Source organism: Microcoleus sp. PH2017_05_CCC_O_A, from assembly GCF_020738785.1.
Lineage (GTDB): Bacteria > Cyanobacteriota > Cyanobacteriia > Cyanobacteriales > Microcoleaceae > Microcoleus.
In genome coordinates, this window is the sequence record NZ_JAEQCB010000112.1 from 1 (window position 1) to 19,578 (window position 19,578).

The window sequence follows — 19,578 nt, forward strand, 5'->3', positions numbered from 1 at the left end:
TTAAGGCTTTCGGGTAAATTTGCGGAATTTTCGACTAATTTTGGAGGTGCGACATCCGATAAAGTTTTCACAACCGTCTCAGCTTGCAAACTTGCGGAAGTTTCCTGACTTGAAGTTCGACTTCCGGGTAAAGTTGCGGAATTTTCGAGTAAATTTGGAGGTGCGACATCCGACAAAGTTTCGACGAATTCAGCAATTGGCAAACTTGTGGGAGTTTCCCGAGTTGAAGTTCGACTTTCGGATGAAGTTGTCGAATTTTCGAGCAAGTTTCCCGATGCGACATCCGACAAAGTTTCGACGACTTCAGCAATTGGTAAACTTGCGGGAGTTTCCTGAGTTGAAGTTCTACTTTCGGATGAAATTGTAGAATTTTCTAGCAAGTTTCCCGATGCGACATCCGACAAAGTTTCGACGACTTCAGCAATTGGTAAATTTTCCCGACTTGGCGACTGCGAAACATCAGATTGAGAATCAACCTCTGCAACTTCCGGCAAAAACTGACTCTCAATCAAAGACAAATAATCAACAGCCTTCGCAAACTCCAACCTTGGGAAAAAAGGCGACAACTTCCAGCGTTTCGCCACCTCTAGCATATCGCGAGTCGGGCCGCCGCCGTGGTCGCCAACTCCCGGCAACCAAAGAGCATCTTGCAAACCAGTTTTAACTTGCCAGTCAAAAGCATGACTTGCCATTTTTACAGATTCTACACTTTCGCCGATCGCGCCAGACATCATGCTAAATATTTTAGTACCATCCAACCCTTCCCACCAAAAAGCACCGTGGGGAAATTCCGTCGAATCATTCCAGCGCAACTTCTGCGTCACAAAATAGTCAACTCCACCTTGCCGCAAAATCTGAGGTAATTGCCATCCAAAGCCAAAAGTATCCGGTAGCCAAGCCACCCGCATCAACTCCCCAAACTTTTCTTTGGCATAACGCTGTCCGTAAAACACTTGCCGCACCATTGACTCAGCCGAAATCAAGTTTAAATCCGGTTCAACCCACATCCCACCGACAACTTCCCAACGTCCGACGGCCACCTGTTTTTGAATTGCAGTAAATAAGTCAGGGCGGTGCTCTTCCATCCAAGCATAAAGCGCTGGAGTTGAATGACAGAAAATCAAATCGGGAAACTCAGATTGCAATTTCAATACCGACTCAAAAGTTCGTTCCGCCGCTTCCCAAGTTTCCGGGACAGGCCACAGCCAAGCTAAGTCTAAATGAGCGTGACCAACCAAATAGATTTTACCTATATATATAGATGTATGGCAAGTTTCAAGTGAGTCAGATCTGGATTGGGAATTTGTAATTTGTAATTGGGAATTTGTAATTGGTAATTGATGATTGGCTGGCGAGTGTATGACTTGATTGAGAAAAGCTATATCGCCAGTTTCACCTATATATATAGATGTGGAGTTCTGATTTTCTGAAACCTGAGAAAGTATCTGCCTACATCCTCCCTCTGCGCCCTCTGCGCCCTCTGCGGTTAAATCATCTAACTCTCCAGAAAAAGAAGGAATATCGGCAGTTTCACCTATATATATAGATGTGGAGTAGCCCGCAGATATCCCAGTAAATTGTGTCGCAACACAGACAAAGATCGATCGAACTTGGCGCGATTCGGCAAAGCAGACCAATCAATCAAACCAACCGCCAAATCAATCTCAGATTGCAGCCTTTCTCCCTTGACGTACATTGGGCGACTTGCTAAAATTTTAATGGATAAATCTTGGGAATGTTTGTTTCCTAAATTTCGAGCGATCGCATTTTGCAAAATCTCTAATTCGTCCGCCACAAAACCCGGATCGAAACAAGTAGAGTCCGCAGCTTCGTACAAACAAATCGATCGCACTAAAGCACCGTTATCGTGTCCAGGACTTACCAACCGTAAAATAACTAAAAATTCATCTCCCGGATTCACCGCCACACTCAACAAAACTCGATCGGCACAATCGAATAAATCACCTTGTCCAACTAACTCACCGTTGACAAAAATAGTCGCATCTTCTGCCCACCAAGTCAAACTCAACAGCAAACGCAAACCCACCACAGGATAGCCGTGCAAATTGTCAGGAATGACAAATTGCTGTCCTAAATAAACAACTTGCTTCCCAGACGGCCAAGCAATATGTCCTTTTTCGTTAAGTTCCGCAACCTGCTTGTTAGAAATACCTACCGAACCGACAGTAGCCGAGTCAGCATCGCAGTACCTCCAACCAGACTGAACGTCCACTTGACTGAGGCGGCGCAACTTCTCTACAACTTCAGAAATATTATTGCTAGCAGGTGGCACAACGGCGCTCATATTTAGTTAAAATAGGACTTGCGTAGGAATCTGGGCTCAGTATCGAACCGCGAAGACGCAAAGGACGCGAAGAAATAAAGGTTTCAGAGGGTTTGAAACTGCGATTAATATCCAGTTTTGATTGTACTGCAAAATTCAGACATTCCGGCGCGAATCTAAAACCTGAATTCAATAATTAAACCTATGTCCGACGGTTACTACGGCCCATACCAAAGCCGACTATTAAATTTTATATCCAAACAGTCCCGCCAAGTTGCCGATAATTGCGATCGCACTTGGCGACAAATTAAACAAACCACTCTCAGCGCTACCCAAATTCTACTTTATCCAGCTTACCTGCTCGTCCAAAGTTCCCGAATGTTGAGCCGACAGTTGCGGGAATCCAGCCAAAAAGTAGATTTACCCGAACTTCAAGAATATACCGATGACGAAAATCCAGATTTTTCGGGAAATTGGTATCCGGGAGAAATTTCCGATGAAAGTTCGATCGACCAAATCTTGCAACTCGCTGAAAATTTGCTAAACTCGTCGCAAACCGCCACAACTTTAGTCAGTTTTCCGCTGTTAATCCAGACAAACCCAGCAACGGAGAAAGCCGATCGCGATTTGCATCCAGCCATCAATTTTATCAAACAAGCTGCCAAGCATCAAACAACTTCCGTCTTAGAACCTCCCCAGGCCAAAACTCAATTAGACAGCCAATCCCAAAAAGTTCAGGGAATCGCGACTTTCATCCCAGCCCGCACTTTAGTCTTAGTCGGAGATGACAATCGCATATTAGATATTTTGACGCCCGAACAGCAAGAACTGCTCGAAAGTCGCATAACTTGGGAAGTCGCCAACGAGGGGCCGGAACGGCGGGAAATTGCTCAAAAAGAATTAAAATTTAATCTCGGTTTAGAGTCTGCTGCGAAAAAATCTCGGTTGGCGCCGGTGCGTCGTTTTTGGGAATTGATGGTCTGGCTCCAGTCGAGTCCGGTTGCTGTGAAAAGAAATCAGTTTGGAGAATCAATCCTCGCAGTCAAAGGCGCGATCGACCGCAATCTCATCTTAGTCCAAAAATCCACCACGCCGATCGCTCCGGCCAACACCGCACAGCCGACGATTGCTCGATCAAATTCGATCGACCGCAATATCCCAAAATTAGAACCTAATTTTAACAGCAAGTTCGATCGCACCGGCAATCCGATCTCCTTTGTCACATTACTCGATCGCGCTGCCGTCAACCTCGAAGAATTTACCCTCCCCCCAGCAGCCCAAACCACCGCTGACAATCCAGAAGTAAAATTTGACACTTCCGCCACGGAAAACAATTCAGGTCTGTCAGCCCGCGAAATCCTCGAAAAATACGCGAAAAACATCGAAAAAATGATTTGGTCGTCCGTAGACCAACTGCTGGGAAAAGAAACGGCAGCTAGTGATAATACTGATAAATCAGTCGCAATTCAGTATTATTTAAAACAACGCCAGGAACAAGATCGAACGGAAAATAGCCCAGAGGTCGATCGACCTTGGTTGAATTGGCAAGACTTATTCGGAGAACCAGCACCGCAGCACTTAATAGTAGGAAGTGCCGAACCCGAGGCAAATGTTCAAAACCTCATATCACAAAATAGCCCAGAAGTCAAGCAGGAAATTGCAAAAACAGTAGAATTGTCAGAAAGTCGATCGACCGCAGTTTCAATATCGCCTTACCCCGAAGCAATTCACAGGATGCTCGCCCAGCTCAAACAGAGCTTGCTTACAAAAGTCCCACAAAGTCAACCCCAAACAGGCTCAAATTTAGCAGTCACTCCAGAAAATAAATCTGGACTCGCAGCAGAATCAACCCCAGAGCGCGCGCCGGAGACCCAAGTGCCAAAAAACACAAACCCGAACACCGCACAAAACAGCAAATCCCCAGCAGCAATCGCCCCCCCCACCAGCAGATATACCCCCGCCCCCAGCATCGCAGCACACCAAAATCAGAGTGCAGGTCTCCCGCCAGCAGACGAATACTTAGAAACAAAAGCAGAATCGATGGGTTACATTAAACACCCACTAGAACAAGTGCTCGAATGGCTCGATTTAGTCATGGTGCGCGTCGAAAAAATCATCGAGCAAATCTGGAATTGGGCAAAAACCAACTTGCCAACAATCCTCAAAAGCAAAGATAAAATTGACTAGAAAACGAGCCTCCCGTGTCCCCGGCTGTCTTACGTGGGGATTAGTCGGTCTGCGGTTTTAACCGCCAGTAAATATTGTATTTGGGGACTAAGCATGGTAATGTAATTGAGTGAGTAGGAATAACCGTCTGCGCGTTGAATCATCCTAGTGCGGAGAAATCCCGGCAACTCAGATATCCGGCTAGAACCGGAATACTTAGAAAGGGCAAATAATGGCAGGTTGAAGAGCGTACCTATCTGGCTTGTGATGGACTCTGAAAGCAAAAGAAAAACTAAAAGTAAGCCCAACTGCAACACCTCTGGTATTGGTAGTTGATTTAAAGGGTCTAGGGGGATATTTGCCTATCCCTTCCAAGTTCGGCTTGGAGAATCCCCCGGCTGAAGCCGTGGGGAGTGTCAATAATCTTTAGCTTATTGGAAAAATTTGGCGGAGCTAAGCGGAGGGCTAAAACCCCGTCCTTTGAGGACTGCTTTCTGCTATAGTCTCCAACAAGTCGGGATAGGGCATTGCCACGACTCTAAATGGATGTGGAGGGAGAGTAAGACTACTCAGGTAGCATCACCCTGGGAAGCGTCAAGAATCACCGCACTTTTAGGGCAGTGAATATGTCAAGATAAAAAAGTTGCCGCAACAGCAGCAAATCAGCTCAGTATTATTTCATCTTTGGAGACTCCCTAGCGTGCTAACCCTCAAAATCGTAGTTAATGTAGTTGTTCTATTTTTTGTTTCCCTGTTCATATTTGGGTTTTTGTCCAATGACCCAGCTCGGAACCCCAACCGCAGAGACATGGAATAAACCAGCTACCTCCCTCGCTGACTCGGGGGCACGTCACCGCAGCCCCCGCACCAGCCAGCAAATCCCCAAAAATTAGTCCAACAAAACTTGACCTCGCACCACTAGCGAGGTTATCTTATGCCGAAAGAAACCAGTTGACAGTTGACAGTTGACAGTTGACAGTTGACAGTTGACAGTTGACAGTTGACCTAGAAGTCCGAGGATTGGAGCAATGAATAGTCTGATTTTAATTCCTCCCTACAAGGAAGGGTTCCGCCTTTAAACCAATTCTTTCTGGTAATCAACCAAGTTTCTGAGGATGAGTCCGTTAGCGACTCGGCACAACCGAAGATTTCCGGTTAACCTTGAAACGCTGCCTGTTAAATGCCAAAATTTGGACGATCGACTCTCCGCTATAAATAAACCTCTAAAATCTAAAATCTAAAATCTAAAATCTAAAATCTAAAATCTAAAATCTAAAATCGGATGATTCACCTGTTGTAACTATGCCCTATCCGGTACCGCCGCCCGAACCCTCTGCCATCATCTACATCGCGAAGCCCAAAAAAGTCGCCCTCACTGTGGCGACAAATGATGGAGACACCCGCAGCAACTCCGCACAAATACCGGAAGCCAGCCCAGAAATCGTTCAGCCCGAACCAACATCCCCGCAACCAGAACCCTCAGCCGCACTCCTCGGTACCACCGAAGCCACCAGTCAGTCTCCTGAAATCGCCACTCCCCTAACCTCCGTGGAAAGTGGCGGCGCAGCGGCGGGATTTCAGCTTCCGGTTGTTCCAGCAGAAAAATCCGAAACTGCGGAAGCCCAGCAAGATACCTCGTTTACTTCTTACCAATTGGGTTCAGTAGAAAATGCCATTGCCGCTCGGAACCGTCAACGAACAGCAGGGGATCAGAGCAAAAAGGACAATAATGCTGTCCGACAGCCAGAAAACGGGTATCAGGCTAAAGGCGAGCAGTTAAAAGATAACTCCCCCGAACCTGCGGAGATTGTTGTTCCCGAACCGCCAGAAACGCCTCCTGCAAAACAGCAAGAGTTCGAGATTCCAACGACGCCAACGACGCCAACGACGCCCCCAGGGCCCAAGCCAGCCACTCCCCCAGCGCCGAAACCGCAGCCCAAACCTGCCGCGCCCGGAGTCCGTACCGCGCCTTCTCAGCGAACGGTGCCATTTCCGGTGAGTCCGGCTGATACGATCGAAATTAAGGCCGATAGTCAAGAATTTGACGACAAACAGCAAATTGTCACGGCGGTTGGTAGGGTTGTGGTGCGGTTCCGACAAACAGTGATTGATGCCGATCGCGCGATCGTCAACCTAGTCACCCGCCAAGTGATAGCATCCGGTAACGTCGCCTATACTCGCGGCCAACAAGTAGTCCGCGGCCGGCAGATGGAATTCAATCTCGGACTCAACTCCGGCGCAGTCGAACAAGCCAGCGGCGAAATATTCCTCCCCGCAGCGGGTAGCGAGTTAACCCCCACACTACCGACAGATATTAGTGCTGGAACCATTCTAGAACAGCCGCTGAGCGATCGGCTGACCAGCCAACAGCCCCTTCGCGGAGTCAAATCCCCCGGCGCTGCTACTATTACCATCGGCGGTGGTGGCGCTGGTGGCGCTGGTGGCGCTGGTGGCGCTGGCGGACGCTTAACCGCCCCCCAAATTACCGGCGCCGTCAACCGCGTCCGCTTTGAAGCAGATCGCCTCGAATTACTGCCAAATGGCGTCAGAGTAGCAACCAACATTCGGATTACTAACGACCCGTTTTCCCCGCCGGAACTCGAATACAGAGCCCGAAGAGCAACAATTACCAGGATTTCCCCCACGGCTGAGGAATTAGTCACAAATTCCCCCCGCTTGGTATTTGACAACCGCGTCAAAATACCCGTGTATCCCCGCAGGCAAGTTTTTGACAGCCAACAGAAAAACGGCCCCTGTTTGACTTTCGGCTACGACGGGGGCGACAGAGGCGGTTTGTTTGCCGAGTGCGGTTTTGAAATATTGCAAAACGGGCCCGTGCGCCTGACTCTGACACCCCAAATTTACCTCCAGCGAATCGTGGAAAAGAACGGTGGAAATCCCTTTTCCCCCGACAGCTACGGGCTGAGAGCAAAGCTGGGCGCGACTTTGGGCCCGCGCACCAGCCTTGAAGGATCGGCGTTATTTCTGAATTTTGATAATTTCCCGAATTTAGCTGAAAATGCTTTTCGGGGTAATGTGCGCTTGCGACAGTCGATCGGCAATCACAATTTAGCAGCAGAATATAGTTATCGCGATCGACTGTTTAACGGTTCTCTAGGCTTTCAAACCGTCAACAGCAGTCTCGGGGCCGTCCTCACTTCCCCACAGATGCAAATCGGCAATACAGGCATCAATTTCAGCTACCAAGCTGGATATCAATTTATCAATGCTGACACCGATCGAGCAGATTTGCTCGAACCAGTGCGCGAAAACAACCGCATCGATTTGGGCCGAGGCCAAGTCAGCGTCGCCCTCAGCCGCGGCTTCAACCTGTGGCAAGGTAAACCGCTCCCCCGCACTCCCACCCAGGGTTTGAGGTACACCCGGACGCCGGTGGTTCCCTTCTTGCAACTGGCTTTGGGAGTCCGAGGAGTTGGCTCTTATTATAGTAGTGGCGATCGACAAAATTCGATCGCCAGCAGCATCGGCATTCAAGGGCAGTTCGGCCATTTCTCCCGCCCTTTCCTCGACTACACTGGATTTAACGTGACTTACACTCAGGTAGCGCGGGACGGGGTATCGCCTTATTTGTTCGATCGGCTAGTAGATTTGAAAGTCCTGTCTTTTGGACTCGTGCAGCAAGTTTACGGAGGCTTTCGAGTCGGATTTCAAAGTGCTATTAATCTAGACAGCAGGGAAACAATCAGTACGAACTACACTTTAGAATACAGCCGTCGCAGCTACGCAATTATTTTGCGTTTTAATCCTGAGCGTCAAGTCGGCAGCCTGACGTTTAGAATTAGTGACTTCAACTGGAACGGCACACCCCAACCATTTTCCGGGGACGTGCGAACAGTAGAAGGAGGCGTGCGTTTATCCGATTAATTCAATTGGGTAATTGGTAATTAGTAATGGGTAATTGGGTTATTGGTTATTGGTAATTGGTAATTGGTAATTGGTAATTGGTAATTGGTAATAATGAAGCCAAAAAAATCAACAATTCTCAATTCTCCAATTCTCAATTCTCCAATTCTCCCTTCCCAAGAAAGAAAAACTAACGTTCGCGTTGCCTCGTAGGCGACACCACTCCTAACAACTAACAACTGACAACTGACAACTGACAACTGACAACTAACAACTGACAACTGACAACTAACAACTAACAACTGACAACTAACAACTGACAACTAACAACTGACAACTGACAACTGACAACTGACAACTAACAACTGACAACTGACAAATTACCAATTCCCATGACAGATGGACGTACAATATCTGCACAAGCAGCGGCTCTGCTGGTTCACTACGGTTTTGACCTAGGTGGCAAAAAAGCAGAGAAATTGGCTGGTGAATGGTTGACCAAGTATCCCGGCTATTGGTTGCGTTTAGCAGTGGTTGAAGCGCTTTATCAAGGGCGCTACAAAGCTGTTTCTGTCGGACAGCTATTGAGTATGTGGCACCGGATAGGCCAACCACTCTATCATTTTAATCGCGAGTTTGAACGCTTAGTTTGCAACAATTTTCCTCAAGATTTAACCTTTGAAAGTTATGCTCAACCGTCGCAGGAAGAGATACTTTTATCCCACCCGGAATCCGAATTCGGTGTCGCCGAAATAGATACGAGCAAGCAGTCAGAAGCAGAACTCGATCGCGCGTCAGATGCAGAAGTCCCGAATACAGAAGCCCCGGAAACAGAAAAACTCGCCACTGCTGGCGATCGCACTCAAGAAAATACAGAAGTTGTAGTATATGAAGATGTGGATGTTACGGCTCTGGCCGATGGAGCCGAACCCGATCGCCAATTAACAGACAAACCTGTCGCAAAATCATTCCCAGTTGCCAAACATACTGATTTTCACACTAAGTTAAAAGCCGTTGCCCGAGAAGGCCGCAGAAAGAAAGGAGAAAGCATCAAAAAGAAATAAGGTGTCAGTCGATTTTCTATGTTTAGATTTACTTCACAGATTCATCTGGGAGCTTGAAAAGGAGTCTAAAATTTTGGGATAATTACTCAGGATAGTCGGGGCTTGTATTCATTTTGGGAAATTAGATATAGAGGTTCTCCCTGCAAGTGAGGTACTCACCAATTACCAGAAAGAATTGGTTGAAAGCCGGAACCCTTATAGGGAGAAATAAAAATCAGACTATTCATTACTCCAATCCTCGGACTTCCTTTGTCAACTGTCAACTGTCAACTGTCAACTGTCAACTGTCAACTGTCAACTGTCAACGGTCAACGGTCAACTGTCAACTTTTCGGACTTCCACCCATCCGAATTTCCGAACAAAAAGATGCTTGTTCCGTACCGTCAGCTTGCTTAACAACGCTAGTCCGCAAGCGCAGATTGGGGATGAGATACCACAGCCTTTCTTCTGCATGGACAGTATCTGATTCTGTAATCAATGTCAGCACATCGTCGCCGCCCATCACGTAGCGGGTGTTTCCCTTGGCTTGCAATACTTTGCCTTCGCTGGGATTGTCGGGATTCGGGACGATCGCCAATATTGTAGAACCAACTTGTTTAGCTTGGTTGCGATCGGGAACACCGTCCCAAGAAATCCGAACGCCCCTGAGTCCAGTTGAGTCCGGGTTAGTCGAGTGCTGTTGGCAAAGTTTGACGACTGCTGCATCGTTAGCTGTCAGCATTTCTATTTTGAGGTCAGATTTACCTGCTTGCAATTCCCCAGAATTGAGATTGTGTACGGTGCGCTGGGAAAACCATTTGCCTGCACTTAACTCGAAAAACTCGATAACATCCATGAAATTTGTCTCTAAACTTAAATAGTTCTTGATTTGCGATCGCGACTTGCGCGCTATCGAGTCAGAAAACCGGTTTTTTCTTGAGTAACTAGCCGCCCAACCAATGATTTTAGCGAGAAACCCGGTTTAAGAGTGCAAGTCCTGTTTTCTATTTTAAAGGAACGGGGCGCACCTGCAAAGCTTTCCGGGAGGTTTGAGTCAAGCAGGTTGCAGGTGCGGTTGAGGCACGAAACCCAAGCAGGCGGGCATCTGTCGGGCAGATCCAGCCCGATCGACCTAAAATTAGAGCATTCGCTACCGTATTTCGCTAAACAAGTCTTGTTCGCACATCAAACAGGATGGCGATCGCTCAAAAATTTTAGCTTAACTCCGTCCCAAAACGGGTACAGGCTGCCAACTTAACTCTTGGCCCCAAATTTTAGATCAATGTTCAACTTTCCCGATTCACTGCGCTGCAAGTCAATTTTTTAATCGTAAACGCGCCCAAGCCTCCGTCCGTCTCAAACTTGTACAGCCACTTTTCCTGAGAGTAGCCGAAGGAAGTCGAAGTATCTAAAATCTAAAATCTAAAATCTAAAATCTAAAATCTAAAATCTAAAATCTAAAATCTAAAATCTATTGGTAGTGTGGAGCGATCGACAATCATTCCCCAAAACCCGTTATGTTAAGAAAAACAACGATATATGTCAGATAGTTGTCGATCGCTAGATTTTGGGCTTTGAGTTGAACGATCTTGGCGGCGGTTGATGGCAATCGCAGGCATTGAAAATTCTCAAACCAGACTCAGACAAAAAAACCAGCGATTCATCGAACGATCGCCAAACCGAGGGCAGCAGCCCGGTAGCAAATAGCCTTTAAATATGCCATGCTAAGTAAACGAGCAAAGTAAGCAAGAAAACTTTCTCGATCGGGTTTTGGGCAAGGTGCAGCTAGCGATCGCATACATTAAAAAAAGACATACACAAATTTATGAGCGAGTTTACACAAGGGCTGGATAAAATGCAGCCCGCAGAACAGACGCACTGTTTGGGAATCCTACCAAGTCAGCTAGCAGCGACTTCCGACTCAGAGAAATTATACAGCTTACTAACAGATTACAATTTTATTGAAGCCAAGCTGTCAGCAGCGGGAGCACAAGCGCTAATAGAAGATTACGATTTAGCAACAAGTCCCGATATTATCACCTCCGATGAAAAAGCCGACAAACTCAAATTAATCCAAGAAGCAATCAGGCTTTCTGCCCACATTTTAGCCAAAGATAAAACCCAACTAGCTACCCAACTAATTGCCCGGTTGATGCGCTTTGAAATTCCCGAAATTCAAGCACTGCTAGCCCAAGCACAACAACAGAAAATACCCTGGCTGCGGCCGCTAACCCCCAGTTTTACCCCCCCTGGCGGCAGATTGCTACGCACTCTCACCGGACATACAGATTGGGTACAAGCTGTAGCAATTACCCCCGACGGCAAGCGAGCAATTTCTGCATCCTCCGACCACACTCTCAAAGTTTGGGACTTAGAAACAGGAGAAGAACTTTCCACCCTCAAAGGTCATCTTACCTACGTCAATGCTGTAGCAGTAACCCCAGACGGAACAAAAGTAATTTCAGGTTCTTGGGACAATACTATTAAAATTTGGAATTTAGCTACTGGAACAGAAATATTAACATTTGCAGGCGATACTTTTGCAGTAGAAGCCGTAGCAGTAACTCCCGACGGCAAGCGAGTAATTTCTGGTTCATGGGACGGCAGCATAAAAGTTTGGGATTTGTCAACAGGGGCAGTGATTTTCAACCTCAAAGGTCACAGCAGTTTTGTCCAGTCCGTAGCAGTAACTCCAGACAGCAAGCGGTTGATTTCCGGGTCTGGCGACAACAGCATTAAAGTCTGGAACCTAGAAACAGGAAAAGAACTTTTTACCCTTACCGGTCACGCAGATTGGGTAAAAGCTGTAGCAGTAACTCCCGACGGCGAACACATAATTTCCGGCAGTTACGACGGCACAATCAAAGTTTGGAGTTTGAGTGCCAGAGAAAAACTTTTCACTTTAGGAATTCACAGCAGTTTCGTCCAAGCTGTGGCAGTCAGTCCCGACGGAAAACGGGTAATTTCGGCGGCCGGCGACAAAACGCTGAAAGTTTGGAATTTGGAAACAAAAGAAGAACTATTTACTTTTACCAATCACATCGCCCCGGTGAATGCTGTTGCTGTCACCCCCGACGGCAAGCGGATAGTTTCTGGTTCCTCTGACAAAACTCTCAAAGTTTGGCACTTAGAAACAGGCAAAGAAAATTTATCATCTGCGGGTCACGATGACTGGGTAAATGCTTTAGCAGTGACAGCCGACGGTAAAAAAGCAATTTCCGGTTCTGGAGACAACAGCATTAAAGTCTGGAATCTGGCAAATGGAGAGGAAATTTTTGCTATTCCCGGTCATAAAGATTGGGTAAAAGCAATCGCTGTTACCCCGGACAGCCAGAGAATAGTTTCAGGTTCAGGTGACAAAACAGTTAAAGTTTGGAATCTGGAAACTGGAGAAGAAATATTTAGTCTGACAGGTCATACAGATTGGGTAAATTCGGTTGCTGTTACCCCCGACGGCAGGCTGGCGATTTCTGGTTCGGGAGACAAAAGTATTAAAATTTGGAATTTGGAAACAGGAGAGGAAGTTTTTACATTTATCGGTCACACCGACGGGATAAAAGCTGTGGCAGTTACTCCCGATGGCAAGCGGATAATTTCGGCTTCCGGCGACACAAGTCTGAAAGTTTGGAGTTTGGGAAAAGAAAATAATATTTTGGCAAATTTATGGAATTTAGTCGTTAAAAATCAACTTTTTACTCTTAAAGGTCATGAGAGTTTTGTGAATGCTGTGGTAGTTACCACAGACGGTAAATGGGGAATTTCTGGGGGAAGGAAGAAACTGATTAAAGTTTGGGATTTGTCAAGTCAAAAGGAAATTTTTACTTTGACGGGTCATGCGGATGCGATTACAGCTTTGGCGACTGTGGGAAATAGAGTGATTTCAGTTTCGGATGATAATACTCTGAAAGTTTGGGATTTGTTGAGTCGAAAAATAGTTGCTACTTTCAGGGGAGATAGTGCTTTGAAAGCTTGCGCTATGGCACCAGATGGGGTGACAATTGTCGCGGCGGAAGCTTCGGGACAAGTGCATTTTTTGAAGTTGGAAGAGGGGAAGAGTCAGTTGAGAGTTGACAGTTGACAGTTGAGAGTTGACATGGTTCCGATCGCACTTTTGCTCAATTTGAAAAGTGCGATCGACCTTTTCCCCAATCCAGTTTACAATTGTTCCGGGTCAATGCCGATCGATCGCAGTCTGTCTAACTTAATTCATCTGGGTTAATTCCCATTTCTCGCAGCCGTTCCGCCAAAAGTTGCGATCGCCGCCGTTCCTCTCCTAAAGCTGTTTCTGCAAGTTCTGCCCGCTGTTCGGCTTGTTCTGTCCGCTGTTCGGCTTGTTCTAGGCGTTGACAAATCTCAACGTAGGAGAAAAACCTAGTTCCATCAGGTCGATAAATTTGCAATTCATCGCCTGATAAATCGAACCGGATGGCTAACCTGGGACTCGCGTAGTTTTCCATAGATGCGATCGCATCCAAGCCGTCTTCTCCCCGCAACCAACCCCTGAGTTGATTGTTAGTAGGATTGTAAATGTAATATTCTTCAACTTGGTGGCGATCGTAAAATAGTAATTTCGTCTCCATTTCATCTTGCGTATTGCTAGGAGAGAGAATCTCAAACACAACTTGTGGTGCAATTCCTGACTCGTTCCACTGCTGATAAGAACTCCGTCTCCTTTTCGGTGTGCCGAAGACAACCATCACATCGGGGGCATTAACAATATTTGGTCTTCCCTGAACCGGATACCAAAATAAATCCCCCGCTACAAATACATTCTCGTCATTAGCATACATCCATTCTAGATTTTGCTCAATGACTAGAATCCAGCGAAACTGGTCGGTATTGTTTGCCATTGGTTTGCCGTCGCTTTCGGGGTAGATAATCTCTTCCTGAGTGGGGACTGGGATTTGACTTACCATAACAGTTGTGCGGGGTGAAATACTGTTGAATTTAATTTTAGCAGTTTACGAGGAGTCAGAAGCGCGATCCTCTGCGAGGGCTTCGCCAACGAGCTTTCTCAAAATAACCTATTTCCCTCTCTTCCTCTGCGCCCTCTGCGCCCTCTGCGGTAAAAAATCTTATTCTTGACACTCCTCGACCTGAAGGTGCGAGGATTCTTGAGGAATTTCTACCTCAATTTCCCTGTTTCCAGGGTTCCCAGACTCCTCACGTTTGCTCAATCGAGCGCGAGGATATCTTCTGGGCGTTTAGGCGCGAACGCCAGGTTTCGCGGAGTCCCCGCGTACCAAATTTAAAGCTCGATCGCGAATAGTTTTTGCTGCACCTATATCAGCGTGTTCGTGGTAGCCACATTCAGTGCAAATGAACTTTTCGCCATCTCTATTAGACTTGTCGATGTGACCGCAATTCCGACATTCTTGACTGGAGTATTTGGGATTAACCTTGATTACGATTTTTCCTTGCTTTGCAGCCAGATACTCAATCTTCAGTATTAACTCGCCCCAGCCTGCATCAGAAATAGAACGGTTTAAACCTCTCTTCCTTGATTGCCCATTTTTCAGAAATCTACCTGTTTTTTCGTCAACCTTTACTCGACATCGGCGCATCATGCCGGAAATATTCAAGTCCTCTAGAGCAATCGCGTCAACGTTACGTGACACTATTTTATTGGCAACCTTCCATTGGTAAGCTTGACGCTTATTGCTAATTCTTTGGTGGAAAAGCCCTAGTTTTTTAGCTGCTTTTTTGCGGTTATTACTCCCTTTTGCTTTTCGACTGACCAATAATTTCTTGATGGTACCCGCCACGTGATTTATCCGTGGAATCAATCCCAAATCGAAAATCTAAAATCCTCTCTTCCCCCGAATTTATCCGTGGGGTCAATCTAAAATCTAAAATCTAAAATCTAAAATCGACTGACTTGTCTCTGTCTAATTCTCAGTGTGCGTTTAGCTTTTTTGGTGGCTGAAAACTTGGGATTTTCAATTTGAGCTCCATCTGATAGATGGACTAATTTTGTAATTCCCATATCGCAACCAATTACCTTGACGACATCTTTGAGAGGTTTTGTCGTGTAATCGGGGACAGACTTGTCCTCAATGCGGACGGATACATACCAGCCATTCTGTCGCTTTCTTACCGCACAAGCTTTAATGGTAAAGCCACCAGGAATTGGGCGCGAGTTGTGGAAACGCATCCAACCTAACTTTGGCAAGTAAATTTTACTACCTTGTATTTTTACCCCCATCATAAATGTGAAGGAAGTGAAATTGCTGCGATTCTTGAATTTAGGAAAGCCGCGTCCGTCAAAAAAATTATTATAGGCAGTGTCTAACCGTTTGACGTTCTGTTGTAGAACTGTCGAATCTATCCCGGCAAACCAGGGTCTAGCTGCTTTCAGTTCGGGCAACGCTGTGATTTGAATGTGGCCTGGGTTGCGCCGAGGGTTTTTAACTTTCCCCTTTTTATCTGTTTTGCCTATTTTCCAAGGTTCCCCAGTGGCACCGTTTTTACTGACACAACTGGTCAACGGACAGGCTTCACTTTTTGTCCTAAGGTCGCAATAGTTGCCTTGAATGAACTGTTGGCTATACTGAGTGATCCTGTCATTAAGACACCTGTTGAAATGGCTTCGCAAAATATCCACCCAATTAGACATTTTTAAGTCTTGTGTTTGATTTGGACGCAACTTGTATACATAGTTTGTCAACAAGTTTAACTCCTCGTTTTTCTTGAGCTGTTATTAGTATATAGTGAAATACTTGCGTGTTTGTACTTTTTACATTTCTTTAGGAAAGAGGGTTTAAGGTTTATAGTTTTACTTACAAAGCCGTCCTATAAGGACGAGGTTTTAGACCCATTTCTCTGATAAAAAATCGCAGCGAAAAGCAGGGCGGACACCGCCCGCCCCAGCAAACTACTTCCGCTGCAACTGTACCCCACGAATAGAATAATCCAAAAGCTCGATCGGGTGCATCAAAGTAACAGCCTTCCCCTGCAACTCCAAATGCTTCTTAATTTGCAAAGAACAACCAGGATTAGAAGAAGCAATCAACTCAGCCCCAGTATTCAGCAAATTCTCCACCTTTTGTACTCCCAAATCATCCGCAATTTCCGGCTGAAGCATATTGTAAACCCCCGCACTCCCGCAACACAAAGCAGCATCCACAGGTTCTTTCAACTTCACCCCAGGGATTTGTTGCAACAACTGGCGCGGCTGCAAACTAATCTTTTGTCCGTGCAACAAATGACACGCATCCTGATAAACAATCGTCAAATCTCCCTCAGTCAAAGGATTGAGTTTCGCCGTAATTCCCGCAGTTGCCAAAAATTCTTGTATGTCCTTCACATTAGCAGCAAAATTCTCAGCTTTCTCCCGATAATCCGGGTCATCTGCTAAAATGTGACCGTATTCTTTCAAAGTGTGGCCGCACCCAGCAGCATTGATAATTACACAATCAACGCCCGTATTTTCAAAGCTGTCAATCATTTGTCTCGCCAAGGATTTTGCCTGTTCCGCTTGTCCTTGATGTTCCGGCAAAGCAGCACAGCATCCTTGACTTTTCGGAATCACAACCTCGCAGCCATTAGCCGTCAAAACTCGCACCGTAGCTTCATTAACTGGCGAGAACAACAACCTCTGCACGCAGCCTAAAATCACCCCAACTCGATAGCGTTTCTCCCCTTGTGCGGGAATGACTTCTGGTAAATTATCCCGGAAAGAATCGACAGTAACTTTCGGCAAAATTGATTCCATCGCCGCCAAGCGAGGAAATACTTTTTTCAGCAAACCTGTTTGGCGAATTAGTTTTGGCAGTCCTAATTTTTGATAAAGAAACAGCGGTACCAGCAAAGGCCGCAATCTGTGAGGATAAGGAAAGAGATTAAAAATTAGAGTGCGAATTACATTGTCAGAAAAAGTGCGTTTTTGATTTCGGGTAACTTGGTGGCGAGTTGCGGAAATTAATTTGTCGTATTGAACTCCCGACGGACAAGTTGTGACGCAGGCTAAACAGCCCAAACAAGTATCGAAATGCTGGGATGTTGCTTCGTTTAAAGGTGCGTCGCCTTCGTTGATTGCATCCATTAAATAAATGCGGCCTCTGGGCGAATCCATTTCTTTGCCGAGTACCCGATAACTCGGACAAGTTGACAAGCAAAAACCGCAGTGAAACCCGGGATTTCGAGAGTTTTCAAGTGGGGGTTTTGTGCTAGGAAATTGCTTTCTTTAGCAGGTTTTAAGTCGTCGCTGGGAATTGTAGAATTTTCGGAAGTTTGCATAATATATTACCTAATTATTTTGGTTCGTAGTCAGGACTTTAGTCCTTTCAAATTGCCAGCCTAACTCCATCAAGCAAACAAAAACTTCTCTTCTCTTCTTTTCTCTTCCTTTGCGGTCTTTGCGCCTTCGCGGTTCGTTAAAAAACAAATCTGGTTCACAAATAGACATCTCCATAAAAACCAGTATTGAACAGGCAGGATGCCTGTTCCACAATAAATATGGTCGAGGTATAATGATTTAGACCGGGATTCAATAAAAACTGAACTCCTTACTGCAAACTTTAAACTAAATACCGCTGATAAAACGATCGCAATTTAAAATATTCTCCGGGTCAAACTCTTGCTTGATGCGACGCATTAGATCGATCGCACTTCCAGTATAGCCCCAAACATCTAACCCTACCGTCATAAAACCGCCTTTAGCTTCGCACGCCCTGCGTACCTGCAACAGCGTTTCGGCTGTCGCAGTCTCAAACCGCAAAACTCCTAAACCGCTGCCCGCATGAATCAAAGCATCCTGTACCGGCAACTCGTTAATTGCCTTGACTGCTTCCGAGGGTCTGATGCCTATTTTGCAAATAATTGCTGAATTATTCCCAGAATTCCAGACTGTTTCTGGCAATCTTTGCCATAATTTATCCTCATCATTTTCGCCGCAGTTAGTGCCTTGCAATCCCAACTTTTCGCCAACTTCCAACAACCGGGCGGATTGTTGTTTAACGCTTTCGGCGATGCTTTGAAACCTCACTACCAATCCCGAACCTTTACCCAAACTCAGTTTTTCTACTAACTGTGGTGACAGCAAATCAACGGCTGTCGGTGTTAAAGCAGAAGATAATAAAATTTGAGCAGCTTCAGCTAAAGCATTAGTTTCTCCTGTCAGTATGACAGTTCCCGATGATTCCGGCAGCGGATAAACTCGGAATGTTACTTGACTGATGACGCCTAATGTGCCGTAGGAACCGGTCAACAGTTTCATTAAGTCGTAACCGGCGACATTTTTCACAACTCGACCTCCGGCTACAGCAATTTTACCGTCCGATCGCACAAACGTAATTCCCAACAACAAATCGCGCACGCCCCGGTAGCGGTGCCGCAGCGAACCAGTATCAGCAGTAGCGACAATCCCGCCCAAAGTTGCCTGTTGCGGATATGCTGGATCGATCGGCAAAAATTGACCTGCTTTACCTAAAATTTCCTGCAAATCGGCAAACTTCATGCCCGCCTCCGCAGTCACCGTTAAATCGCCCACAGCGTGTTCTACCAGGCGATTCAGGCGCGCTGTACTCACCACAACGATCCCCCCTGCATCAGGAGATCCCCCTAAATCCCCCTTAAAAAGGGGGACTTTGACAACATCTTGCTCCCCCCTTGTTAAGGGGGGCTGGGGGGGATCGGAGTCTAATTGGACTAAACCGCCCCAATCGAGTTTGCTGCCACTCCCTGTCGGCAAGAGTGCCCAGCGATTTCGCCCTGCACAAGCAATCACTGCGGCGAGTTCTTCCTGAGTATGGGGATAAACGGTACAGGCTATTGAAGTACCTGGGGCAACAGCTTTTTCTACCCGTTCTTGCCAAAAAGCCTCTATATCTTGCCGCAGACAAATGCCAGCAGTGCCGACAATACCCTCTAATTCTTGTGTGCTAACGTAATTTTCTGCCGAAATATTTTTCATGAAGGTTCTCAGACGCCCAGTAAACAAACAATCAAAACAGCCCCTCAAACCATTAAATATGAATACGAGCCGATATTCTAAACATAAACAAACAAATGTCTCAAAACCGACTTTCAGTAGGAATTACTGGTCTCAACGAAGTAATTGACGGCGGCCTGATTCCTCAGCGCTCTTATCTGGTACGCGGCAGCCCGGGTACTGGGAAGACTACCGCTCGTAAAAACCTGGACAAAGCTACCCAAAAGTAGTCAATGTTAGACATCTACGTTAGTAATTTTAGTCCACAGTCCTAAAACTACAGGAATAAA

At 46.2% G+C, this 19,578-nt stretch carries 14 protein-coding genes and 2 pseudogenes; 8 read left to right on the plus strand and 8 right to left on the minus strand.

Annotated features, from left to right (window positions below; all coding sequences use genetic code 11):
- Positions 1-515 precede the first annotated feature (515 nt).
- Positions 516-1,247, minus strand: a pseudogene (locus tag JGK20_RS23235) (alpha-mannosidase); the annotation flags it as partial.
- A gap of 287 nt (positions 1,248-1,534) precedes the next feature.
- Positions 1,535-2,305, minus strand: a complete 771-nt coding sequence (locus JGK20_RS23240) for a hypothetical protein (RefSeq protein ID WP_293232336.1) — start codon at positions 2,303-2,305, stop codon at positions 1,535-1,537.
- 183 nt (positions 2,306-2,488) lie between these two features.
- On the opposite strand from JGK20_RS23240, the gene JGK20_RS23245 reads away from it, so the two are divergent.
- From JGK20_RS23245 to JGK20_RS23260, 4 genes are all read left to right on the plus strand, one after another.
- Positions 2,489-4,471 carry a hypothetical protein gene (locus tag JGK20_RS23245; protein WP_293193433.1) on the plus strand — a complete coding sequence of 661 codons (1,983 nt, stop codon included), beginning with the start codon at positions 2,489-2,491 and terminating at the stop codon, positions 4,469-4,471.
- Between the two features lie 679 nt (positions 4,472-5,150).
- Complete coding sequence (locus tag JGK20_RS23250; RefSeq protein WP_039887172.1) at positions 5,151-5,267, plus strand: photosystem II reaction center protein I; 117 nt, start codon at positions 5,151-5,153, stop codon at positions 5,265-5,267.
- A 485-nt stretch (positions 5,268-5,752) separates the two neighbouring features.
- Positions 5,753-8,335 carry a DUF3769 domain-containing protein gene (locus tag JGK20_RS23255; protein WP_293232338.1) on the plus strand — a complete coding sequence of 861 codons (2,583 nt, stop codon included), beginning with the start codon at positions 5,753-5,755 and terminating at the stop codon, positions 8,333-8,335.
- A 371-nt stretch (positions 8,336-8,706) separates the two neighbouring features.
- Positions 8,707-9,378: a hypothetical protein gene (locus JGK20_RS23260; protein ID WP_293180246.1), complete on the plus strand. Its 672-nt coding sequence runs from the start codon at positions 8,707-8,709 to the stop codon at positions 9,376-9,378.
- A gap of 322 nt (positions 9,379-9,700) precedes the next feature.
- Here JGK20_RS23260 and JGK20_RS23265 read toward each other — a convergent pair whose 3' ends face one another.
- Positions 9,701-10,213: a phycobiliprotein lyase gene (locus tag JGK20_RS23265; protein WP_293180249.1), complete on the minus strand. Its 513-nt coding sequence runs from the start codon at positions 10,211-10,213 to the stop codon at positions 9,701-9,703.
- Positions 10,214-10,345: 132 nt separating this feature from the next.
- Here JGK20_RS23265 and JGK20_RS23270 point away from each other — a divergent pair, with 132 nt between their 5' ends.
- The 3 genes from JGK20_RS23270 to JGK20_RS23280 all read left to right on the plus strand — a co-directional run bounded on the left by JGK20_RS23270 (position 10,346) and on the right by JGK20_RS23280 (position 13,576).
- A complete protein-coding gene (locus tag JGK20_RS23270) occupies positions 10,346-10,615 on the plus strand; it encodes a hypothetical protein (RefSeq protein WP_293180252.1) in 270 nt (89 codons plus the stop codon).
- A 567-nt stretch (positions 10,616-11,182) separates the two neighbouring features.
- Positions 11,183-13,435, plus strand: a complete 2,253-nt coding sequence (locus tag JGK20_RS23275; RefSeq protein WP_293193431.1) for a hypothetical protein — start codon at positions 11,183-11,185, stop codon at positions 13,433-13,435.
- Between the two features lie 15 nt (positions 13,436-13,450).
- Positions 13,451-13,576 (plus strand): hypothetical protein, encoded by a 126-nt coding sequence (locus JGK20_RS23280; RefSeq protein ID WP_293214186.1) that lies wholly within the window; start codon positions 13,451-13,453, stop codon positions 13,574-13,576.
- On the opposite strand, the gene JGK20_RS23285 is transcribed toward JGK20_RS23280, so the two are convergent.
- The 5 genes and pseudogenes from JGK20_RS23285 to JGK20_RS23305 all read right to left on the minus strand — a co-directional run bounded on the left by JGK20_RS23285 (position 13,554) and on the right by JGK20_RS23305 (position 19,270).
- Positions 13,554-14,273, minus strand: a complete 720-nt coding sequence (locus tag JGK20_RS23285; protein WP_293193429.1) for a Uma2 family endonuclease — start codon at positions 14,271-14,273, stop codon at positions 13,554-13,556. The two genes, JGK20_RS23280 and JGK20_RS23285, sit on opposite strands and share 23 nt — an antisense overlap.
- Before the next feature lie 288 nt (positions 14,274-14,561).
- Complete coding sequence (locus tag JGK20_RS23290) at positions 14,562-15,122, minus strand: transposase (protein WP_293193428.1); 561 nt, start codon at positions 15,120-15,122, stop codon at positions 14,562-14,564.
- A 98-nt stretch (positions 15,123-15,220) separates the two neighbouring features.
- Positions 15,221-16,027: a transposase gene (locus JGK20_RS23295; protein WP_366039370.1), complete on the minus strand. Its 807-nt coding sequence runs from the start codon at positions 16,025-16,027 to the stop codon at positions 15,221-15,223.
- Between the two features lie 204 nt (positions 16,028-16,231).
- Positions 16,232-17,595, minus strand: a pseudogene (locus tag JGK20_RS23300) (heterodisulfide reductase-related iron-sulfur binding cluster).
- A gap of 286 nt (positions 17,596-17,881) precedes the next feature.
- The gene (locus JGK20_RS23305) at positions 17,882-19,270 is read right to left on the minus strand and encodes an FAD-binding oxidoreductase (protein WP_293232340.1); all 1,389 of its coding nucleotides are present in this window, start codon (positions 19,268-19,270) and stop codon (positions 17,882-17,884) included.
- Between the two features lie 95 nt (positions 19,271-19,365).
- Between JGK20_RS23305 and JGK20_RS23310 the strand changes: the two genes are divergently transcribed.
- Positions 19,366-19,518 (plus strand): ATPase domain-containing protein, encoded by a 153-nt coding sequence (locus tag JGK20_RS23310; protein ID WP_293180279.1) that lies wholly within the window; start codon positions 19,366-19,368, stop codon positions 19,516-19,518.
- Positions 19,519-19,578: the final 60 nt, after the last annotated feature.

Excerpts from the sequence above, each read along its gene's own strand:
- JGK20_RS23240 (WP_293232336.1), bottom strand. The coding sequence starts at position 2,305 with ATGAGCGCCGTTGTGCCACCTGCTAGCAATAATATTTCTGAAGTTGTA.
- JGK20_RS23245 (WP_293193433.1), top strand. The coding sequence starts at position 2,489 with ATGTCCGACGGTTACTACGGCCCATACCAAAGCCGACTATTAAATTTT.
- JGK20_RS23255 (WP_293232338.1), top strand. The coding sequence starts at position 5,753 with ATGCCCTATCCGGTACCGCCGCCCGAACCCTCTGCCATCATCTACATC.
- JGK20_RS23260 (WP_293180246.1), top strand. The coding sequence starts at position 8,707 with ATGACAGATGGACGTACAATATCTGCACAAGCAGCGGCTCTGCTGGTT.
- JGK20_RS23265 (WP_293180249.1), bottom strand. The coding sequence starts at position 10,213 with ATGGATGTTATCGAGTTTTTCGAGTTAAGTGCAGGCAAATGGTTTTCC.
- JGK20_RS23275 (WP_293193431.1), top strand. The coding sequence starts at position 11,183 with ATGAGCGAGTTTACACAAGGGCTGGATAAAATGCAGCCCGCAGAACAG.
- JGK20_RS23280 (WP_293214186.1), top strand. The coding sequence starts at position 13,451 with ATGGTTCCGATCGCACTTTTGCTCAATTTGAAAAGTGCGATCGACCTT.
- JGK20_RS23285 (WP_293193429.1), bottom strand. The coding sequence starts at position 14,273 with ATGGTAAGTCAAATCCCAGTCCCCACTCAGGAAGAGATTATCTACCCC.
- JGK20_RS23305 (WP_293232340.1), bottom strand. The coding sequence starts at position 19,270 with ATGAAAAATATTTCGGCAGAAAATTACGTTAGCACACAAGAATTAGAG.
- JGK20_RS23310 (WP_293180279.1), top strand. The coding sequence starts at position 19,366 with ATGTCTCAAAACCGACTTTCAGTAGGAATTACTGGTCTCAACGAAGTA.